Source organism: Novosphingobium soli (genome assembly GCF_042432915.1).
GTDB classification, from domain to species: domain Bacteria; phylum Pseudomonadota; class Alphaproteobacteria; order Sphingomonadales; family Sphingomonadaceae; genus Novosphingobium; species Novosphingobium soli.
In genome coordinates this window covers 46,578-63,529 of the sequence record NZ_JBHLWK010000022.1, presented here as the reverse complement: position 1 = coordinate 63,529, position 16,952 = coordinate 46,578, and the positions used below count along the sequence as shown (strand labels likewise).

Annotated in this window: 15 protein-coding genes and 1 pseudogene; 4 read left to right on the top strand and 12 right to left on the bottom strand. The window is 63.8% G+C overall.

Features of this window, described 5'->3' with window-relative positions:
* Nucleotides 1-17: 17 nt before the first annotated feature.
* Nucleotides 18-320, bottom strand: a pseudogene (locus ACFFJC_RS17315) (CorA family divalent cation transporter); the annotation flags it as partial.
* A gap of 611 nt (nt 321-931) precedes the next feature.
* Nucleotides 932-1,762 (bottom strand): SDR family oxidoreductase, encoded by an 831-nt coding sequence (locus ACFFJC_RS17310; protein WP_037479754.1) that lies wholly within the window; start codon nt 1,760-1,762, stop codon nt 932-934.
* Nucleotides 1,763-1,831: 69 nt separating this feature from the next.
* Here ACFFJC_RS17310 and ACFFJC_RS17305 point away from each other — a divergent pair, with 69 nt between their 5' ends.
* The 4 genes from ACFFJC_RS17305 (at nt 1,832) to ACFFJC_RS17290 (ending at nt 7,285) form a co-directional block, all read left to right on the top strand.
* Nucleotides 1,832-2,398, top strand: a complete 567-nt coding sequence (locus ACFFJC_RS17305) for a TetR/AcrR family transcriptional regulator (protein WP_015449258.1) — start codon at nt 1,832-1,834, stop codon at nt 2,396-2,398.
* Nucleotides 2,399-3,136: 738 nt separating this feature from the next.
* Entirely contained in the window at nt 3,137-5,839 is a 2,703-nt protein-coding gene (locus tag ACFFJC_RS17300) for a TonB-dependent receptor domain-containing protein (RefSeq protein ID WP_379488694.1), read from the top strand.
* Nucleotides 5,840-5,849: 10 nt separating this feature from the next.
* Nucleotides 5,850-6,554 (top strand): PepSY domain-containing protein, encoded by a 705-nt coding sequence (locus ACFFJC_RS17295; RefSeq protein WP_015449260.1) that lies wholly within the window; start codon nt 5,850-5,852, stop codon nt 6,552-6,554.
* Complete coding sequence (locus tag ACFFJC_RS17290) at nt 6,551-7,285, top strand: PepSY domain-containing protein (protein WP_004213137.1); 735 nt, start codon at nt 6,551-6,553, stop codon at nt 7,283-7,285. Before ACFFJC_RS17295 ends, ACFFJC_RS17290 begins: the two co-directional genes overlap by 4 nt.
* Before the next feature lie 3 nt (nt 7,286-7,288).
* Here the strand turns inward: ACFFJC_RS17290 and hutC are convergent, their stop codons facing one another.
* The 10 genes from hutC to ACFFJC_RS17240 form a co-directional block, all read right to left on the bottom strand.
* Entirely contained in the window at nt 7,289-7,978 is a 690-nt protein-coding gene (gene hutC, locus ACFFJC_RS17285) for a histidine utilization transcriptional repressor HutC (protein WP_230588639.1), read from the bottom strand.
* A gap of 191 nt (nt 7,979-8,169) precedes the next feature.
* Complete coding sequence (locus ACFFJC_RS17280) at nt 8,170-8,607, bottom strand: DUF411 domain-containing protein (RefSeq protein ID WP_004213035.1); 438 nt, start codon at nt 8,605-8,607, stop codon at nt 8,170-8,172.
* 68 nt (nt 8,608-8,675) lie between these two features.
* The gene (locus ACFFJC_RS17275; protein WP_015449261.1) at nt 8,676-9,917 is read right to left on the bottom strand and encodes an MFS transporter; all 1,242 of its coding nucleotides are present in this window, start codon (nt 9,915-9,917) and stop codon (nt 8,676-8,678) included.
* Entirely contained in the window at nt 9,911-10,897 is a 987-nt protein-coding gene (locus ACFFJC_RS17270) for a copper resistance protein B (protein ID WP_379488693.1), read from the bottom strand. Before ACFFJC_RS17270 ends, ACFFJC_RS17275 begins: the two co-directional genes overlap by 7 nt.
* The gene (locus tag ACFFJC_RS17265; RefSeq protein WP_015449263.1) at nt 10,894-12,600 is read right to left on the bottom strand and encodes a copper resistance system multicopper oxidase; all 1,707 of its coding nucleotides are present in this window, start codon (nt 12,598-12,600) and stop codon (nt 10,894-10,896) included. The genes ACFFJC_RS17270 and ACFFJC_RS17265 overlap by 4 nt, the downstream gene beginning before the upstream one ends.
* 25 nt (nt 12,601-12,625) lie before the next feature.
* Complete coding sequence (gene adhP, locus ACFFJC_RS17260; RefSeq protein ID WP_004212676.1) at nt 12,626-13,651, bottom strand: alcohol dehydrogenase AdhP; 1,026 nt, start codon at nt 13,649-13,651, stop codon at nt 12,626-12,628.
* Nucleotides 13,652-13,677: 26 nt separating this feature from the next.
* A complete protein-coding gene (locus tag ACFFJC_RS17255; protein ID WP_015449264.1) occupies nt 13,678-15,198 on the bottom strand; it encodes an aldehyde dehydrogenase family protein in 1,521 nt (506 codons plus the stop codon).
* Between the two features lie 252 nt (nt 15,199-15,450).
* Nucleotides 15,451-15,780: a hypothetical protein gene (locus ACFFJC_RS17250; RefSeq protein WP_004212674.1), complete on the bottom strand. Its 330-nt coding sequence runs from the start codon at nt 15,778-15,780 to the stop codon at nt 15,451-15,453.
* Nucleotides 15,781-15,927: 147 nt separating this feature from the next.
* Complete coding sequence (locus ACFFJC_RS17245; RefSeq protein ID WP_015449265.1) at nt 15,928-16,329, bottom strand: hypothetical protein; 402 nt, start codon at nt 16,327-16,329, stop codon at nt 15,928-15,930.
* Nucleotides 16,330-16,647: 318 nt separating this feature from the next.
* The gene (locus tag ACFFJC_RS17240; RefSeq protein ID WP_007406388.1) at nt 16,648-16,938 is read right to left on the bottom strand and encodes a hypothetical protein; all 291 of its coding nucleotides are present in this window, start codon (nt 16,936-16,938) and stop codon (nt 16,648-16,650) included.
* Nucleotides 16,939-16,952: the final 14 nt, after the last annotated feature.

Genomic DNA, 16,952 nt, shown 5'->3' with positions numbered 1-16,952 from the left:
AAAGCCGATCTGCGCCGTCAAAGCCAGTGGCTACGTTTGAACCGGATGTAGAGCCCAATGCAGACCGCAGCGATGACGCCGAGGATGACGAAATATCCCCATTGCGTCTTCAGTTCGGGCATATTCTCGAAATTCATGCCGTAGATTCCGGCAATCGCGGTAGGCACCGCGAGGATCGCAGCCCGGGCGGCAAGCTAACGGGTGATCGCACCTTGGCGCTGCTGTTCGAGCAGGTGACTCGCCTCGAACACCGAGATCAGGATGTCGCGGATGCCGGTGATGGCGCTCTCAACCCTGAGCATGTGATCGTCGAGCTTCGAAATCTGGTGGCCGTTGTCGGCACCTTCCATGGCAAGCGGGTGAAGGCCGTAATTCCCGGCGATGTCGGCAAGTTCTGTTTCGCTGGGCTGGGACATTTTGATCCACACGAAGTCATCCTTGCCGACGTGCTCGCACGCCGGATCGATCAGGGTCGCCGGCCGTAGCCGTTTGCCATTGTGACAAAGAACGGCGGCGGCGACCGGAAGCCGTGTGCCTCGCCTATTGAGACGCGCGCACAAACACTCGTCATTCTTCAAGCCCAATCGCAGGAAGAAGAAGGCGGCGCGCAGCAATTGGAGCGAGAGCTTATAGAAAATGCGGCGGAGCGTTGGGTTTCGCAGAAGGCCGCTCCCGTTCATGACGCGCGTGGCTGGGCGGCGCGCTGCCACATCAAGGGCACGCAGACTGCGAAGGTCTGCGCACCCTTGATTGGCGACCGCGAGGGTTTTCCTCTCTTGCGATGGTACCAAGCGATTGCCCGTGTGGCGCCTCTGCAATCGTGTCGGATGACTATACCTAAGTATCGGATAACGGCGCTGACGACAGGGTTGCCGGGCCCCGGTGAGGCGCGTCGCACCGCGCGGAGACGAAAGCTGGAAGACGGAAAAGCTCAACTGTCGAAAGCGACCGAGCGCGCGAGCGCTTCCTGGGACTGCAGAAAGGCGAGCCGCGATTGCAGCGCCGCCTGGACAACGCCGAAAGCGTCACCCCCCAGAGTCACGCGCAGCGGCGGATGGTCGCTGGTTGCGACATCAACGATCGCTTGCGCGATCTTTTGCGGGTCGAGCGTGTAGAGCTCGTTTCCGGCGGTCTCGAACATCTTGCGGATATGGCCGGCGGGCGTATCGCGATACGCGGCGATCTCGCTGGCGAATTGCAGATTGTGGCTGAAGCTGGTGCGCGCCCCGCCCGGCTCGATCAGTGTCACGAACAGGTTGAAGGGTTCAAGCTCCTGGCGGAGGCATTCGCTGAAGCCCTCCAGGCCCCATTTGGCCACATGATAGAGACTGCTCGTCGGAAGCGAGCCCTGACCACTAGCGCTGGAGATCTGGATGATCCGGCCGCTCCCGCGCAGCCGCATGGCGGGGACAAAGGCGCGGGTGATGTGGATGGGCGCCATGAGATTGAGCGCGATCTGGCCTTCGACCTCGGCGTCCGACATCTCTTCGGTGGCGCCGATCACGCCGCCGCCGGCGTTGTTGACCAGAATATCGACGGGTCGACGCGCCTGCGCCCGGGCCACGACCGCAGCAATATCGTCCTTGACCGTGACGTCGAGCGCTTCGACGCGCAGCTGGCTCGGATATTTCGCCGCGAGATCATCGAGGCTTTCGGGCTTGCGGGCCGTCGCGGTAAGGTCGTCGCCAGCGGCCAGGATCAGTTCGGCCAGATGGCGGCCGATGCCGCTGGACGCGCCCGTGAGAAACCAGTGATTGGACATATGTTACTCCATATATTACCAACTGGTAGGTAACTTGAAACCTGGAATGCGTCAATGCTTGGAGGTGTGATGAAGCAACGAACCCGGCGGAATGCCGCACAGAGCCGCGAGACGCTCCTGGCTGCAGCGACCGAGGAGTTCGCGTCCCATGGGCTGGCGGGCGCGCGGATCGACCGGATTGCGCAGGCGGCGGGTATCAGCAAGCCGATGCTCTACACCTATTTCGGGGACAAGGAGGCGCTCTTCGATGCCGCGCTGACGCAGGAAGTGATGGACGCGGCGCAGGCCGATCGCTTCGATCCCAATGATCTTGAGGGTTATGCGGGGCGCACCTATGACTTGCTGGTCGAACGCCCGCGCCTGTGGAGGCTGCTGACCTGGCATCATTTGGAGCGTGGCCAGGATGTTCTGATGCTCCCGGCCGGCGAGGTCCTTCTCGGGGAGAAGCTGGACGGGATCGCAGCGGCGCAGGCCGAGGGGCGGATCGTCGCCGACTTCACGCCCCTGGATGTCGTCCGGCTTGTCGCCGCCCTCACCCAGCTCTGGTGCATGACCGGAGCTGCACGCGACGCTGCCGAGCACGCGGCGCGCCGGGCGACGATCATGCGGGCGGTGGGGCGACTGCTGCGCGTGTGATCGTGCGAGGCGCGAGCTGCACGCCCGCGCGCCGACCGGGACACAGCAAGCATTTTTCGCAACCTGCCGTACTGCCCAGCGGCAAAATCAGGGCGGCTCATGCACAAGCCGGCCCGTCGGCTCCGCGGATGCGATCGACGTTCGAGGACTGCGCCGCCACTGCCGAACCGGATTGGATCATCGCCAAGTGACCCAGTGGCTGCGCGACGATCTCAGGTCGCCGGACTCGTCGCACGACGTTTCGTCAGGAGTCGTTTCATCTGCCTCAAAAGGCGAACCTGCGGCTCAATCCGGAAGAAGGCGCGACACATCCAGGAAACGAGGATCAAATGCGGTCCGCATCGGTATTACTTTCCCTGGCGCGTGCAAGCTCAGCAAAGGACTAATGTTCCCGGAGCATCTCTAGCGCTATACCTAGGTATATCACGCCGACACCAATAACATGTGATCATGCCGCTTCGCATTCTTGCCGGCCAAATGTCCCGATCATCAAATCGAAGCGTGCGAGGCTGTATTACGATATGATATTCTATCTCCTATCTCAGCAGCTTTGCAAATGAGCGCTCGCAAAAATATCTCTTCAGTCATGAGGGTTCGACGTCTGGCGTGCGTATTATAGCTATATCTATATCTAAATTTCACGAGAATAAGGTATTGGAAAAACAGGAAAAATACTGTTGCCCTGTATATACAACTGATGTTGTCTGTGGCTGTTCTAAAACGTCAGGGGGATTGCACATGACCATCAGGATGGCCCTGCTCGGCAGCGCCGCCATCGTCGCGGGCTACGCCGCGCCGGCTCTCGCTCAGGCCGATCCGACACCGCAGCCAAAAGCACAAGTCCTGGGGGATGACAGCGACATCGTCGTTACCGGCTCACGAATCCGTCGGCAGGATCTGGCCGGGGTTGGACCGGCCACCGTGGTCACCGCCGAGCAGATCCAAAATACCGGCATCGTCAATATCGAAACCGCCTTGCAGCGTTTGCCGGCCAATGTCGGCTTCGCGGGCAACCAGACATCGGCCTACTGGACCAACAACGGTTATGGCACTGCTCAGGTCAATCTGCGCGGCCTCGGCATCAAGCGCACACTCGTGCTCCTCAACGGCCGACGCCTCGTCGCGGGCGGCACCGGCGCCAATTCCTCACCCGATCTCAACATGATCCCGGTCGTGGCGCTGGCACGCACCGATGTCCTCAAGGATGGCGCGTCCGCTATCTACGGGGCCGATGCCATGGCCGGCGTGGTCAACCTTGTCACGCGCACCGATTATGAAGGCCTGGGTCTCAGCGTCCGACAAGGCATTACCGAGCGCGGCGACGGCTCCGATCTCACCGCGGACCTACTTTGGGGCATTCGCAACGATCGTGGCGGGTTCATGGCAGCAGTCACCTACCAGAAGACCAGCGCCGTCAACATGGCCTCGCGTGCGCCCTGCTCGCTCGCTGAAACGACGCCGGGCTCGCTGAGCTGCGTCAACAGCGCCTCGACGATCGGCGGACGCGCGGTGCTGCCCAACGGCCAACAGATCAACTTCAACCAGGTACCCGGAGGGAACGGGAACTTCTACGAGCCTTACAGTCCCGCCAAGCACAACTTCAACTCGAACCCGTTTCTCAATGCGGTCAGCCCAGTCGAGCGCGTCAGCACGGCCTTCTTCGCGGACTATGCGCTGACCGACGGTATCCAGGCGTTCGGCGAGTTCCTCTATACGTTCCGCAAGTCGAATCAGATCGCGACACCCGGCACGCTGCGCAATCTCTCGATACCAGCCAGCAATCCGACCAATCCGACCGGCCAGAACCTGGTCCTGGCCCAGCGCCGCCTCGCCGAACCCGGCGCGCGCCACTTCTTCCAGGAGACCGATACCTGGCAAGGCACCTTCGGGCTGCGCGGCAAGCTGGCGAACGACTGGGCCTGGGAAGTCGCGGGCAGCTTCGGGCGTAACACGGCCGTCGACGGCTCGACCAACATCGCCAATCTCGAGCGCGTCGCGAACACGCTCGACAGGAGCAAATGCTCCAGCACGGCGGGCGCGGCCATCCCCTGCGGTGACTATCTTGGGTTCGGAGACCTGACACCTCAGGTTCTGGATTATATTCTGTTCACCTCGCGCGATCGCGGAGGCAACGAACTCGGCACGGTCACGGCTGACCTCAACGGCGATCTCTTCTCCCTTCCAGCCGGCGCGGTGTCCTTCGCCACCGGCGTGGTCTATCGGCGCGAAAAAGGCTGGCGCGATCCCGACCCGTTGACGGTGCTCGGCGTGGCGAACGTCAATCAGCAGGATCCTATTTCGGGCTCGAGCACCGCCAAGGAAGCCTATCTCGAGCTATCGGTGCCGGTGCTTGCCAACACAGCTTTCGCCAAGGCGCTCACGCTCGATGGCGCAGTCCGCTACTCAGACTATAATCTCTTCGGGAGCGACTGGAATTACAAGCTCAGTGCCGACTGGGTAGTCAATGACAGCATCCGTCTGCGCGGCACTTATGGGACGGGCTTTCGCATTCCCAACGTGCCGGAGCTTTTCGGCGGCGTCTCGGAAGGCAATCTGACCACGACCGATCCCTGCTCGCGCTACACCTCCAGCGGCAACGTGACCTTGATCGCCAATTGTCAGGCGTCCGGTGTGCCGGCCAACTATACGCAGCTCGGCACCACGATCCTCACCACAGTGGGCGGTAACCAGAGCCTTCGGCCCGAAAGCTCCACGACCTGGACCGTTGGTACGGTGATATCGCCGCGCGGCATCATCCCAGGGTTGTCGCTGACGGCAGACTGGTTCGACATCAAGATCAAGGACGCGATCCGGGCCATTCCCGGCTCGACCAAGCTCGCAGTCTGCTATGCGAGCCAGAACCTGTCGCACCCGTTCTGCAGCGACTTTACGCGCAGCGCGCTGACCGGCGAGGTCACTTACCTCTCCGCCCAGCCCATCAACACCGGCCGCGAGGAGATGAATGGTCTCGATCTGGGTCTGGTGTACAGTGGTGCGGTGGGCGAGGTGAAGATCTCCTTGGATCTCAACATGACCTATCTCAACAAATATGTCGTAAACCCCTTCCCCGGCGGCGCGCCGATCTATTTCGACGGGTTTATCGGGGGCGGCAATGGCGGCTATCCGAAATGGCGTGGTTATGGCGTGCTGACGGCGGAAAAGGACGGCATCAGCGCGACCTGGTCGACACAATGGATCGGCAAGGCGACCGACTTCAACGCATCGGCCGGCGACATCGGCTACCGCACGCCGAACGTCTTCTACCACAATCTTCAGCTTGCCTTCGCGATCGACGAGAAGACACGTTTCCAGATCGGGGCCGATAATCTGTTCGACCGCAAGGCGCCCTATATCCAGAGCTTCACCGATGCCAACACCGACACGATGACCTATGATCTGCTCGGACGGCGCTTCTACGCCGGCTTCCGAACCGCGTTCTGAAGGGCAGCACATGGCAATTCGCTGGCCTTTGGTCATCCGCCGGACGCACAAGTGGCTGGCCCTGATCGTCGGCGTCCAGGTTCTGCTCTGGACGCTGACCGGCTTCTATATGGTGGCCGTCCATATCGACATCATCCATGGCGACGATCTGGTCCGCCCACCGGTCGTCGCCCCCATCGACCTTGCGAGCTTCGTCCCGCCGGCGCGGATTGTTCAATCGGCTCCCGACGCGTCCGAGATCCGCCTGCAACGGTTCATGGATCAGCCCGTCTGGCGCGCGCAAACCTCGGGTGGTCCAAGACTCTTCGATGCAGGTTCGGGACAGCCCATCCCCGATTTGAGCGAGGCACAAATCCGCGCCGCCGCTCGGCGCATCTACAGCGGCACCGGGGACATCGTCGCAGCCCGGCTGCTGACGACGGCGCCACTGGAAATGCAGGCGCGCAAGCCTCCCTATTGGCAGGTCGAATTCGATGCCTGGAACCGGCCAACCCTGTATCTCTCTCCGCAGACCGGTGAGCTGATCTCGCGCCGCCATGCGCTGTGGCGCGTGTTCGATTTCGCGTGGATGCTGCACATCATGGACTATGACGATCGCTCCGACGTCAACAATCCGCTGCTGCGCGTGGCGACCTGGAGTGCCCTTGCCATGGCGCTGGCCGGGGCTTGGCTGCTGCTTTGGTCGTTCCCGCGGCGCAGGAAGAAGAAGGCATGAAGAAAATCCGGTTCACCCCGCTCTTTTTTCGGCGCATCCACAAATGGGTCGGCCTGATCCTGGGCGTGCAGTTTCTCCTTTGGGCTCTGAGCGGCTCGATGATGGCCTTGCTCGATCAGGAGAAGGTCGGCGGACACAGTGCGCAGGCCAGCCATCAGCACGCCCTACCTGCCGGTGACTATATTGCGCCGGCAAAGCTCGCTCTTGATGGTCCCGTGCTCGGCATCGCCTTGCGGTCCCTTGCCACACGCCCCGTCTACGAGCTTCGATCCACCACGGGCACGCGGCTAATCGACGCGACGAGCGGCGCCCCGGTTCGGGTCGACGAGCAGGTCGCGCGCGACGTCGCGACGATGGTGAATGAAGCACCGATCCGCAAGGCAACGTTGCTCGCCGAACCGAATGTGGAAGCGCGCGAGCACGAAGGCACCATGTGGCGACTGGATTTCGCGGACGCAGAGAACAGCAGCGCCTACATCTCCGCCGACACCGGCCGATTCCTGGTCATGCGCGGCGACACATGGCGCACCTGGGATTTCTTCTGGATGCTCCACAATATGGACTATGTGAACCGCACCAGCTTCAATCACCCGCTGATCGTCTTCGTTGCGTTCGGTACTTTGTGGCTGTCGGGGACGGGCTTCTACCTGCTGTTTAAGAGCTTCAGTCGCGCCGACGTGCGATGGTTGCGGCGCAGGCGCAAATCGGCCGTCAAGTTGGGCGCGGGCTGATCGCTAGGTCCCAACAGAAAAAGCCGCCGATAGCTCGAACCGATTGCCCGGGTGCGTGAGCCAAGCGTGCGATACGAGACGTCCGCGACTCCAGGTTCTGCGCGTCATCATTAGCACTGGTTCTCCTTCAGCGAGGCCCAGCATTGTTCGCATGGCTGTATCCGGCATCGCCGCGCACACCCGGTGCTCTACTCGCTCGAGCGGGGCAACACGTGTCAGATATTCATTCGGCGTCGAGGCGCTGAAATCCCTCTCTCCGTAGCGTGGCGCAGCAGATGCCAGCACAAAGCGCTCCTCGACCTGAATTGGGAATTCGGTCTCGTGATGGACGATAAGCGAATGGAAGAGGCGCGTGCCCAAGCCGACTTCCAGCAGAGCTGCCCTTTCCGCATCAGCCCGTATCTCGATATTATAAATGACGCGCGCGCGATAGGCGTGGCCCCTGCCGCGCACCTCCTCCGCGATGTTGCGGATCTCGATCAGCTGCCCGATCGGCCGGGGCTCGGCGACAAAGCTGCCCCGCCCCGCCCGCCGTACCACGACACCGGCCGATTGCAGTTCCCGCAACGCCCGGTTTGCGGTCATGCGCGAGACTTTGAACGTCTCGACGAGCTCGGCCTCTGACGGCGTCTGGTCGCCGGGCTTCAGGCGACCTTCCCGGATGTCCTCGAAAATGCTGTCTTTGATCGCCACATAGCGAGGTTGCTTCTCCGCACCGGCAGCGTCGACCGCGGGTTCGCCCACAGAAGCAGCTTTCGTCCGGGGAGCGGATGCGCGGCTATGGGGGCGAGCGGGAGCATGCATCAAATGACTATACAGGTGGGGGCGAGCAAGTCCCAGTCATTCAAACAGGAAATCACCAGCGAGAGCCGAGGCGTGCGTGATCAATGCCGCGCGAAGACCTTCTGGCCCGAACTGCCGAACGACACCACCGCATAGGGTTGGCGGGCGGCGCCTGCCACTTCCATGCCCTCCGAGCCGATCGGCATCCCCGCCACCGCAATGCCTCTGACGCCTACGGGACGGGTTGCCAGCAGGCGCTTGATATCGGCGACCGGGACATGGCCCTCGATCAGATAGCCATCAACCATCGCGCTGTGGCAGGATGCCAGCGTGCCCGGCATGCCGGCCCTCCGCTGAAGCGCCCCGCGCGACGCATCGTCGCGCATGACGACCGTGCGGCCCAGCTTCGCGCGAAGCGCCTGGGCCCACTTCTCACAGCATCCACAACCCGGGTCCCGGTGGACGACGACATCATTCGCCGCAAGCGCTGCGCCGGGCAGGGCGAGGAACAGCAAGGCGGCAGAAAGACGGGTCTTCATGAACGGCTCCCGGAAGCATGCGATAGGGTTCCTAATAATCTATACGCATTGATGCCCCCTACCCCTCATCACGCTGAAGATTTCACGATGGCGCGCGGCCTCCAGGCGAGCGGCAAGGACACAAGCAGCGCCAGCGACAGACCACCAATCCCCCACAAGACTAAGTGCTGCGCCCCGGGAGCGACGACGGCGATCGCCAGCGGCGCGAGCGCCTGCCCGATGCTGGCGGCGGAATGCTGGAGACCGAGCTTCAGACCCGAAGGGGCTGCCGCACCGCTGATCCAGAAGCTGGTGACCAATCGAAGGGTTGCCGAGCTCCAGCCGGCAGCAACGATGATCCCACTGAGTTCGGCCATGCTCGCGGCGACAGGGAACAGGAAGAGCGCCGCAGCCAGCAGGCCGAGCGTCAGCCCCGCAAGCCGCCTCGGCATGGTCACCAGCCAATCGAGCCTCGCATGGAAGATCTGTGCTGCCAGCATGCCCAATCCGCAGAGACTGAGCATCCAGGCGATCTCTTCGCGGCTCAGCGAAATGACGCTCCGCGTCACCAGGAGATTGACATGCATCGCCGCCAGCCCGCCGCCCGCGACGATCGTGACGAAAAGCAGGATCAGCGTCGCGCCGAGCGTCGGCGCGGGCAGGTCTCCGCCATCGATGCAAGGTGCACACCAGCGCGGCAGACGCACGGCGCAAAGCGCCGCCCCGACGGCACCGATGCCGAAAGCGAGGATCATGAGGGGAGCGCGGGGCAGGATCGCGGCCGAGACCTCCGCCACCAGCGGACCGGCGAGATCGCCCAGAAACAAGAAGGCGGTCAGCCAGGTGAAGCGCCGCGCCTGGTCCGCGCGCTCGTTTGCGGCAAAGCTCGCGCAGAGCAAGCCCAACGGTATGATGGCGGCCGACGCCATCCCCGCCACCAGGCGCAATGCATAAAGCTCAGGCAGCCCGACGAGGCCGATCGGCGCGGTCACCAGGGCGAGGATGACCAGCGCTGCGCGCAACATCGCCCGATAGTCGACCCGGTCCGCGATCCAGCCCCAGAGCGGCGCCGCCAGCAAGGCTGCCAGGGGATGGACCGCGGTCAGGCTCGCGACATGAAAATCATGAGCGCTTGACGATAGCGCGCCACGAGCCGGGTCGACCAGTGCCGGAAGGAAGGCGAGAATGGCCGTCTGTCCCGCCGACGCCGCAGCCGCCGCGAGCAACAAGACGAAAAAGGAGGCCGGCCAGCGACCGTTGGCTTGCGATCCAGCCTTGTCACGCGGCGCGTTCGCGGTCGACCCCTCGAGTGGCCATCCGCGGATCACCACCAGGCGCGCAAGCCGATCACCAGCCTGTGTTCGGAAGGCCCTTCCCCGCGCAGGCGACGGAAATCGGCCGTGCCGTCAAATGCGCGCTCCCAGACGAAGCCGATATAGGGCGCGAACTTGCGCGACACCTCGTAGCGCAACCGTCCGCTCAGCTCGACATTGCTGAAGCCGCTGCCGAGCTGCCGATCGCTCGACCGCTTCGAATAGATATTGGTCTCCACCTGCGGCGTAAGGATCAACCGATTGGTGAACAAGACCTCATAGGACGCCTTGGCGCGCGCCGCGAGACGCCCATCGGTTCCTACATAGCCGGTGAGCTGGACGTCGAACCAATAGGGCGCCAGTCCCTCGACGCCGGCGGCCAGCCAGGTGGTCGCACCCTTGCCGAGATCCTGCCTGACCCCGAGCAGCGTGCCCCAGAACGGGTTCTTGCTGTGCCACCACAGCGCCTCGACGCTGCTCTCCGGATCGAGACGTTGGTCGCGGGAGTTCTTGAGCCCCTGGCTGCGCAGCCAGAGCTTGTCATTGTCCTGACCCTTGGTGACGAGCACGGTCCAGCCCACGCCCTGACCCTCGTTGCCGCTGGTGAACTCAAGCTCATCGACAAGTATCTTGGGGATTGAGAGCTTGTCGGCCATCTCATAGCCCGGCAGCGTCGAGTTGCGGTAGCCGTCGGCATAATCGTCCGAGTTGCGCGCGTCCGGCGGGGCCTGGCCGCCCTGCATCGAGCCCATGTCCATCGTGGCGCCGTTACCGGACGCCTTCGTGTCGGTCATATCCATGCCCGGCATGTCCATGCCCGCATGGTCCTGAGAGCCTTGCGCGGAAGGGGTGTGCTGAGCGGGAGTGGTCGTTTGGGCAGGGGTGGCGGCGGGCGACGGGGGCGAGGCATCCTGCGCGAGGGCGGGAGCCGTGATCGCCGGCGCCAGGAAGAGGGCAGCGCCAAGAGCGATGCCGCGCGAGGGGAAAATCCGGATCATGCGACCACCACCTCCCGGAACATGCCGGCCGCCATGTGATAGAGCAGATGGCAGTGGAAGGCCCATCGGCCCATGGCGTCGGCGGTGACGCGGAAGCTCACCCGCTGGGCGGGCTGGACCACGACCGTATGCTTGCGGACCTGGAAGGCGCCGTCCGGGCCTTCGACATCGCTCCACATGCCGTGCAGATGCATCGGATGCGCCATCATCGTGTCGTTGACGAAGGTGACGCGCAGCCGCTCGTTTGGCTTGAAATGAAGCGGCCTGGAATCGTTGAGCTTGATGCCGTCGAGCGACCAGATGAACCGTTCCATATTGCCCGTCAGATGCAGCTCGATGTCGCGCTCGGGCTCGCGCGGGTCGGGATCGCCGCCCGGCGTGCGCAGATCGGCCAGCGTCAGCACGCGCCAGCCGCGCCCGCGCAGCCCGGCGCCGGGATCGTCGAGATTGGTGCGCGGATAGTCGACGCGCATATCGGTATTGGCGCCATATTCGGTGCGGGCGTGCCGTGCCCTGGCCGGCATCTCGGTCATGCCGTGCCCGGCATGCGCGTCGCCTCCCATTGCGCCCATCGTCGCCATCGCGCCCATCATGTCGACCGGCTCGAGCCAGGTCCGGGCATCGAGCGGCGGCACGGCTGCCGCCATGCCCGGGGCCGGTGCGATCGTGCCACGCGCATAGCCGCTCCGATCGATCGCCTGCGCGAAGATGGTGCGGGCGCCGCCCTCGGGCATGGTGAACTCGACGTCGTAGGTCTCGCCCGGGCCGATCCGGAATTCCTCGACCGTGACCGGCTCGACCGGCTGCCCGTCGGTCGATACGACCGTCAGCTCGACCCCGGGGATCCGCACGTCGAAGAACGTCGCCGTCCCCGCGCCGACGAAGCGCAGGCGCACGCGCTCGCCGGGCGCGGCGATACCGGTCCAGTTGCCGGCGGGCGGCGCGCCGTTCATCAGATAGGTGTAGGTCGCGGCAGAGACATCGCTGTAGTCGGTCGGGTTCATCCGCGAGCTGTTCCACATCCGCCGCCGCTCGAGCGCCTTGCCCAAGCCCATGGTGCCGACATCCTTGAGGAAATCGCCGGCGGTCGGCTGCGCAAAATTATAGTAGCTGCTCTGCTTCTTGAGATTGAGGAAGATCTGCAGCGGCGGCTCGTCCGACCAGTCGCTGAGCACGATGCAATAGTCGCGATCGGGCGCCCGCGCCGTCGGCACCTGTTTTGGCTCCACGATGATCGCTCCATAGAGTCCCGTCTGCTCGGCGAGCGTGTGAGCGTGATACCAGTAGGTTCCGCTCTGGCGGACCTCGAAGCGATAGGTGAAGGTCTCGCCCGGCGCGATGCCGGCAAAGCTGATGCCGGGCACGCCGTCCATCTCCGCCGGCACGATGATGCCGTGCCAATGGATGCTCGACATCTCCTTGAGGCCGTTGCGTACGCGCAGCGTGACCGTGTCGCCTTCGCGCAGGCGCAGGACCGGCGCGGGCACGCTGCCGTTCACGGCGGTCGCGATACGGCGTTTGCCGGTGAAGTTGACCGGCAGCTCGGCGATCTCGAGGTCGAACTCGGTCCCGCTCAGCTCAGCGGGCAAGGTTGGTGCGGATCGCGCGAGAAGCGCCGGGGCGAAACCGGCGACCGCGCCGCCGATCGCCAGCCCCTGGACGAAACGGCGCCGCGCGATCGGCCGGATATGTAAGGGAGACATGAACTGTACTTTCGCGAAGTCGGCTTCAGGCGAGGTCGAGGACGATCCGGCCCTCGATGTCGCCATGATGCATGCGGGAGAAGACGTCGTTGATGTTCTCCAGCTTGTCTGCATGGACCGTGGCCTTGACCTTGCCCTCGCCGGCGAACGCCAGTGCCTCGAGCAGATCGAGCCGCGTGCCGACGATCGAGCCGCGCACGGTAATGCCGTTCAGCACGGTGTCGAAGATCGACAACGGGAAGTCGCCCGGCGGCAGGCCGTTGAGCGCGACCGTGCCGCCGCGCCGGACCATGCCGAGCGCCTGCTGGAACGCCTTGGGCGAAACGGCGGTCACCAGCGCCCCGTGCGCGCCGCCAATGGCTTTCTTGAGCGCTGCCGAAGGGTCCTCGTTGCGCGCGTTGACCGTCAGTGTGGCGCCAAGGCGTGTAGCGAGGTCGAGCTTGCTATCGTCGATGTCGACCGCGGCCACATTGAGACCCATGGCTCGGGCATATTGCACCGCCATGTGGCCGAGCCCGCCAATGCCGGAGACGACCACCCACTCGCCGGGTCGGGCCTCGGTGGCCTTCAATCCCTTGTAGACGGTGACGCCCGCGCAGAGGATCGGCGCAATGTCGAGGAAGTCGACATTGTCGGGAAGGTGACCAACATAGTTGGGATCGGCGAGGACATATTCGGCAAAGCTGCCATTGACCGAATAGCCGGTGTTCTGCTGTTCGTGGCAAAGCGTCTCCCAGCCACCCAGGCAATGCACGCAGTGCCCGCAGGCGGTGTAGAGCCAGGGCACACCGACCCGGTCGCCTTCCTTCACATGGGTGACGCCGGCACCAACGGCGGCGACATGCCCGACGCCCTCATGGCCAGGAATGAAGGGCGGGTTGGGCTTGACCGGCCAGTCCCCTTCTGCCGCGTGCAGGTCGGTATGGCACACGCCGGTTGCCGCAATCTTGACCAGGACCTGCCCGGGGCCGACCGTCGGGATCGGCGCGTCCTCGATGACCAGGGGCTTGCCAAATTCGCGGACGACCGCCGCCTTCATGGTTTTCGCCATGTCCGTTTCTCCTTTTAAGCGGGGGGTCAGAATAGGCCGAGCGCGTGCTCGTCATAGGAGACGAGCAGATTCTTGGTCTGCTGATAATGATCGAGCATCATCCGGTGGTTTTCACGCCCGAAGCCCGATGCCTTGTATCCGCCGAAGGCGGCATGGGCGGGGTACTGATGATAGCAGTTGGTCCAGACCCGCCCGGCCTCGATCGCGCGGCCGAGCCGGTAGGCGGTGTTGCCGCTCCGGGTCCAGACGCCCGCGCCAAGACCGTAGGCGGTGTCATTGGCAAGTGCGATCGCCTCCTCGACCGTCTTGAACGTGGTGACCGACAGGACGGGACCGAAGATCTCCTCCTGGAAGATGCGCATGTGGTTCTGACCCACGAACACGGTCGGCTGCACGAAATAGCCCTGGTCGAGCGCACCGCCCGGCAGCGCCCTGGCGCCACCGACCAGACACTGCGCGCCCTCGGCCTTGCCGATATCGATATAGCCCAGGATCTTGTGGAGCTGGTCCTCCGACGCCTGCGCGCCGACCTGGACCGACGGGTCGAGCGGATCGCCCTGGCGGATCGCGGCGACGCGCGCCACGGCGCGCTCGATGAAGCGGTCGAAGATCGACTCATGGATCAGGGCGCGCGACGGGCAGGTACAGACCTCGCCCTTGTTGAAGGCGAACAAAGTAAAGCCTTCGAGCGCCTTGTCGAAGAAGGCATCGTCCTCGTCGAGCACGTCCGCCATGAAGATGTTGGGCGACTTGCCGCCAAGCTCCATCGTCTGGGGGATCAGATGGTCCGCCGCGGCGTGCATGATCTGCTTGCCGGTGACGGTCTCGCCGGTGAACGAGACCTTGGCGATGCGCGGATTGGCGGCGATCGCCTGGCCAACGGTCCGTCCCGGGCCGGTAACGACATTGAGCACGCCGGGCGGCAGGATGTCGGCGGTGAGCTCGGCGAACATCAGCAAGGTGAGCGGCGTCTGGGATGCGGGTTTGATGACGGTGCAGTTGCCCGCCGCCAGCGCCGGGGCGATCTTCCACGCCGCCATCAGCAGCGGGAAGTTCCACGGGATGATCTGGCCGACGACGCCGAGCGGCTCGCGGAAATGATAGGCGATGGTGTCCGCATCGATCGTCGAGATGCCGCCTTCCTCCGCCCGGATGCAGCCGGCGAAGTAGCGGAAATGGTCGATCGCGAGCGGCACGTCGGCAGCGCGCGTCTCGCGGATCGGCTTGCCATTGTCGATCGTCTCGGCAAGTGCCAGCAACTCCAGATTGTCTTCGAGCCGGTCGGCGACGCGATTGAGAATCCTGGCGCGTTCGGCGGGCGCGATCCTTGCCCATTGATCCTTGGCGGCGTGCGCCGCATCGAGCGCGCGCTCGACATCTTCCGGCGTCGACAGCGCGAACTCTGCGATCTGGGCGCCATTGATCGGGCTCGTGTCGGCGAAATACTCGCCGCCCGCAGGAGCGCTCCAGCGGCCTCCGATGAAATTATCATAGCGGTGTCGGAAGGAGGCCGCCGCGTTAATGGTCCCGATCGCCTTCTCGAACATAACCTGACTCCATCTCTATCGATGGCCTGACGGAGTAATCTCTTTGCCCGGGTGGCCTATAAGTAAGTTCCGCAGAAGGTAGTCTGGTATCGGGGTCGCGGGCTTGAGGGTCAGACACGCCAACAGAGCCGATGACTATTCATCGACTCCTGAACGTATTCGCGCACGCCTGATCGGAATTATGCCGAGACAGGCGTTACTCGGCCGAGTCTTCTTTTGGCGAGGGCGGCGCTTGGCATTCCAATTCTGGCGTTACGCCCGGACGCGCTTTAGGCTCACCCAATCGCCTTTCTGAAGCGTCCCGTCCCTCACGCGGAAATGAGCATAATGGTCGTCGAAAATCTGGTCGACTTCGACATGACCGACAAGACGGCGGTGGCGCGGCGTTGCGTGATAGACTTCGAGTATCTGCCCGATGTGCGCGCCATCGGCCTTACCCAGGCAGGCCACTGTGCCGCCCGCATCCATACGGACGATCTTGCCGCGCATGAACAAGCTATGGCCGATACCCTGTGCGAGGAGCGGCGTGCTGCCAAAGAGCAGAAAGCCAACAGCAGCACCGACGCCAAGATGTTTTCGCATCGCTGTTTCCTCTGTCAAGTCAGACGCTCGGACCCGGTTTTGAAAGCTGGGAGCACGGGGCGACGCTGGGCATCGTCAAAGAACTGGCCCGCCGCGGGGGAACGGCGGGCCCTCAGCCCCTGGGGTCTGTTCTCGGGGCTGGAAACCTCACATGTCGCTCATCGGCTTGTCGGCCATGGGCTTGGCGGTCTTCTTCTTCGCCGCCGGCTTGGCCTTCTTCATCGGCATCTTGCAGCAGCCACTCTTCGCCTTACCGGCCATGCCCGAGCCGTTCGATGCAGGCGAGCCGCCGGACATGCCGGCCATCCCCGACATGCCCTGTTGATCCTGCTGGGCCGGTTGCCCCTGCTGCTTCTGCGCGCCGGCCTGATGATCCTTCATCATCTGATCGTGCATCTGCTGCCCGCCATGATCCATGCCCTGCTGGTGGGCATGGGCCGGCGCAGCCTGCGCGGGCGCGGGCGTCGACTGGGCGAGAGCGGTGCCGGCGGCGAAGGTTAGCGTCGCGAAGAGGCTGACGGGCGCCGCGAGAAATGTCGTCTGTCGCATTGAGGGTCTCCGAGTGTTCTTCCTGTTGCCCGATCGACGTTCCGATCCCGGCAATTCCGAAGCTTCAATGCTGCTAGCGAGACGCTGTCTGTATACGTAAGTTACGAATCGAAATCCGATCGGCCGTGTGCCTGCTGGAGCAGGCGCGTAAAATGATGATCCGGGATCGATCAAAAATGTGACCCGGCCTGGTTTTCTCGTCCTGAGACCGGCCAGAAAAGCGATTGGCCCGCCGTGGGAACGGCGGACCAAGGCTTCGGTTGAAAGCGGCCATGATCTTGTCCGTCAACCTTGTCGTCTGATGGAATGATGGCAGGGTCAGCAACCACCGTCCGACCTGTGTGACATGCCGGAGGCGCCGTCCTGGTCCTGCGAATCCCGCATCGCCATTCGATGGCCCTGCATCATCTGGCCGTGCATCTGCTCCTTACCGTGAGCCATGCCCTGCATGTGGGCAGGATCGGGCTGGGCAGGCGCCGGCCTGGCCTTGAGGGTCTCCTCAAGATCGGGCATGCCCGGCGGCATCCCGTCCGCCAGCACCGGTCCGGCACTGACGGCGAGGAAGCCGAGAGCTGCGAGCGAAGCGATCATTGCCGTCTTCTTGCGCAAGTATCCATTCCTTC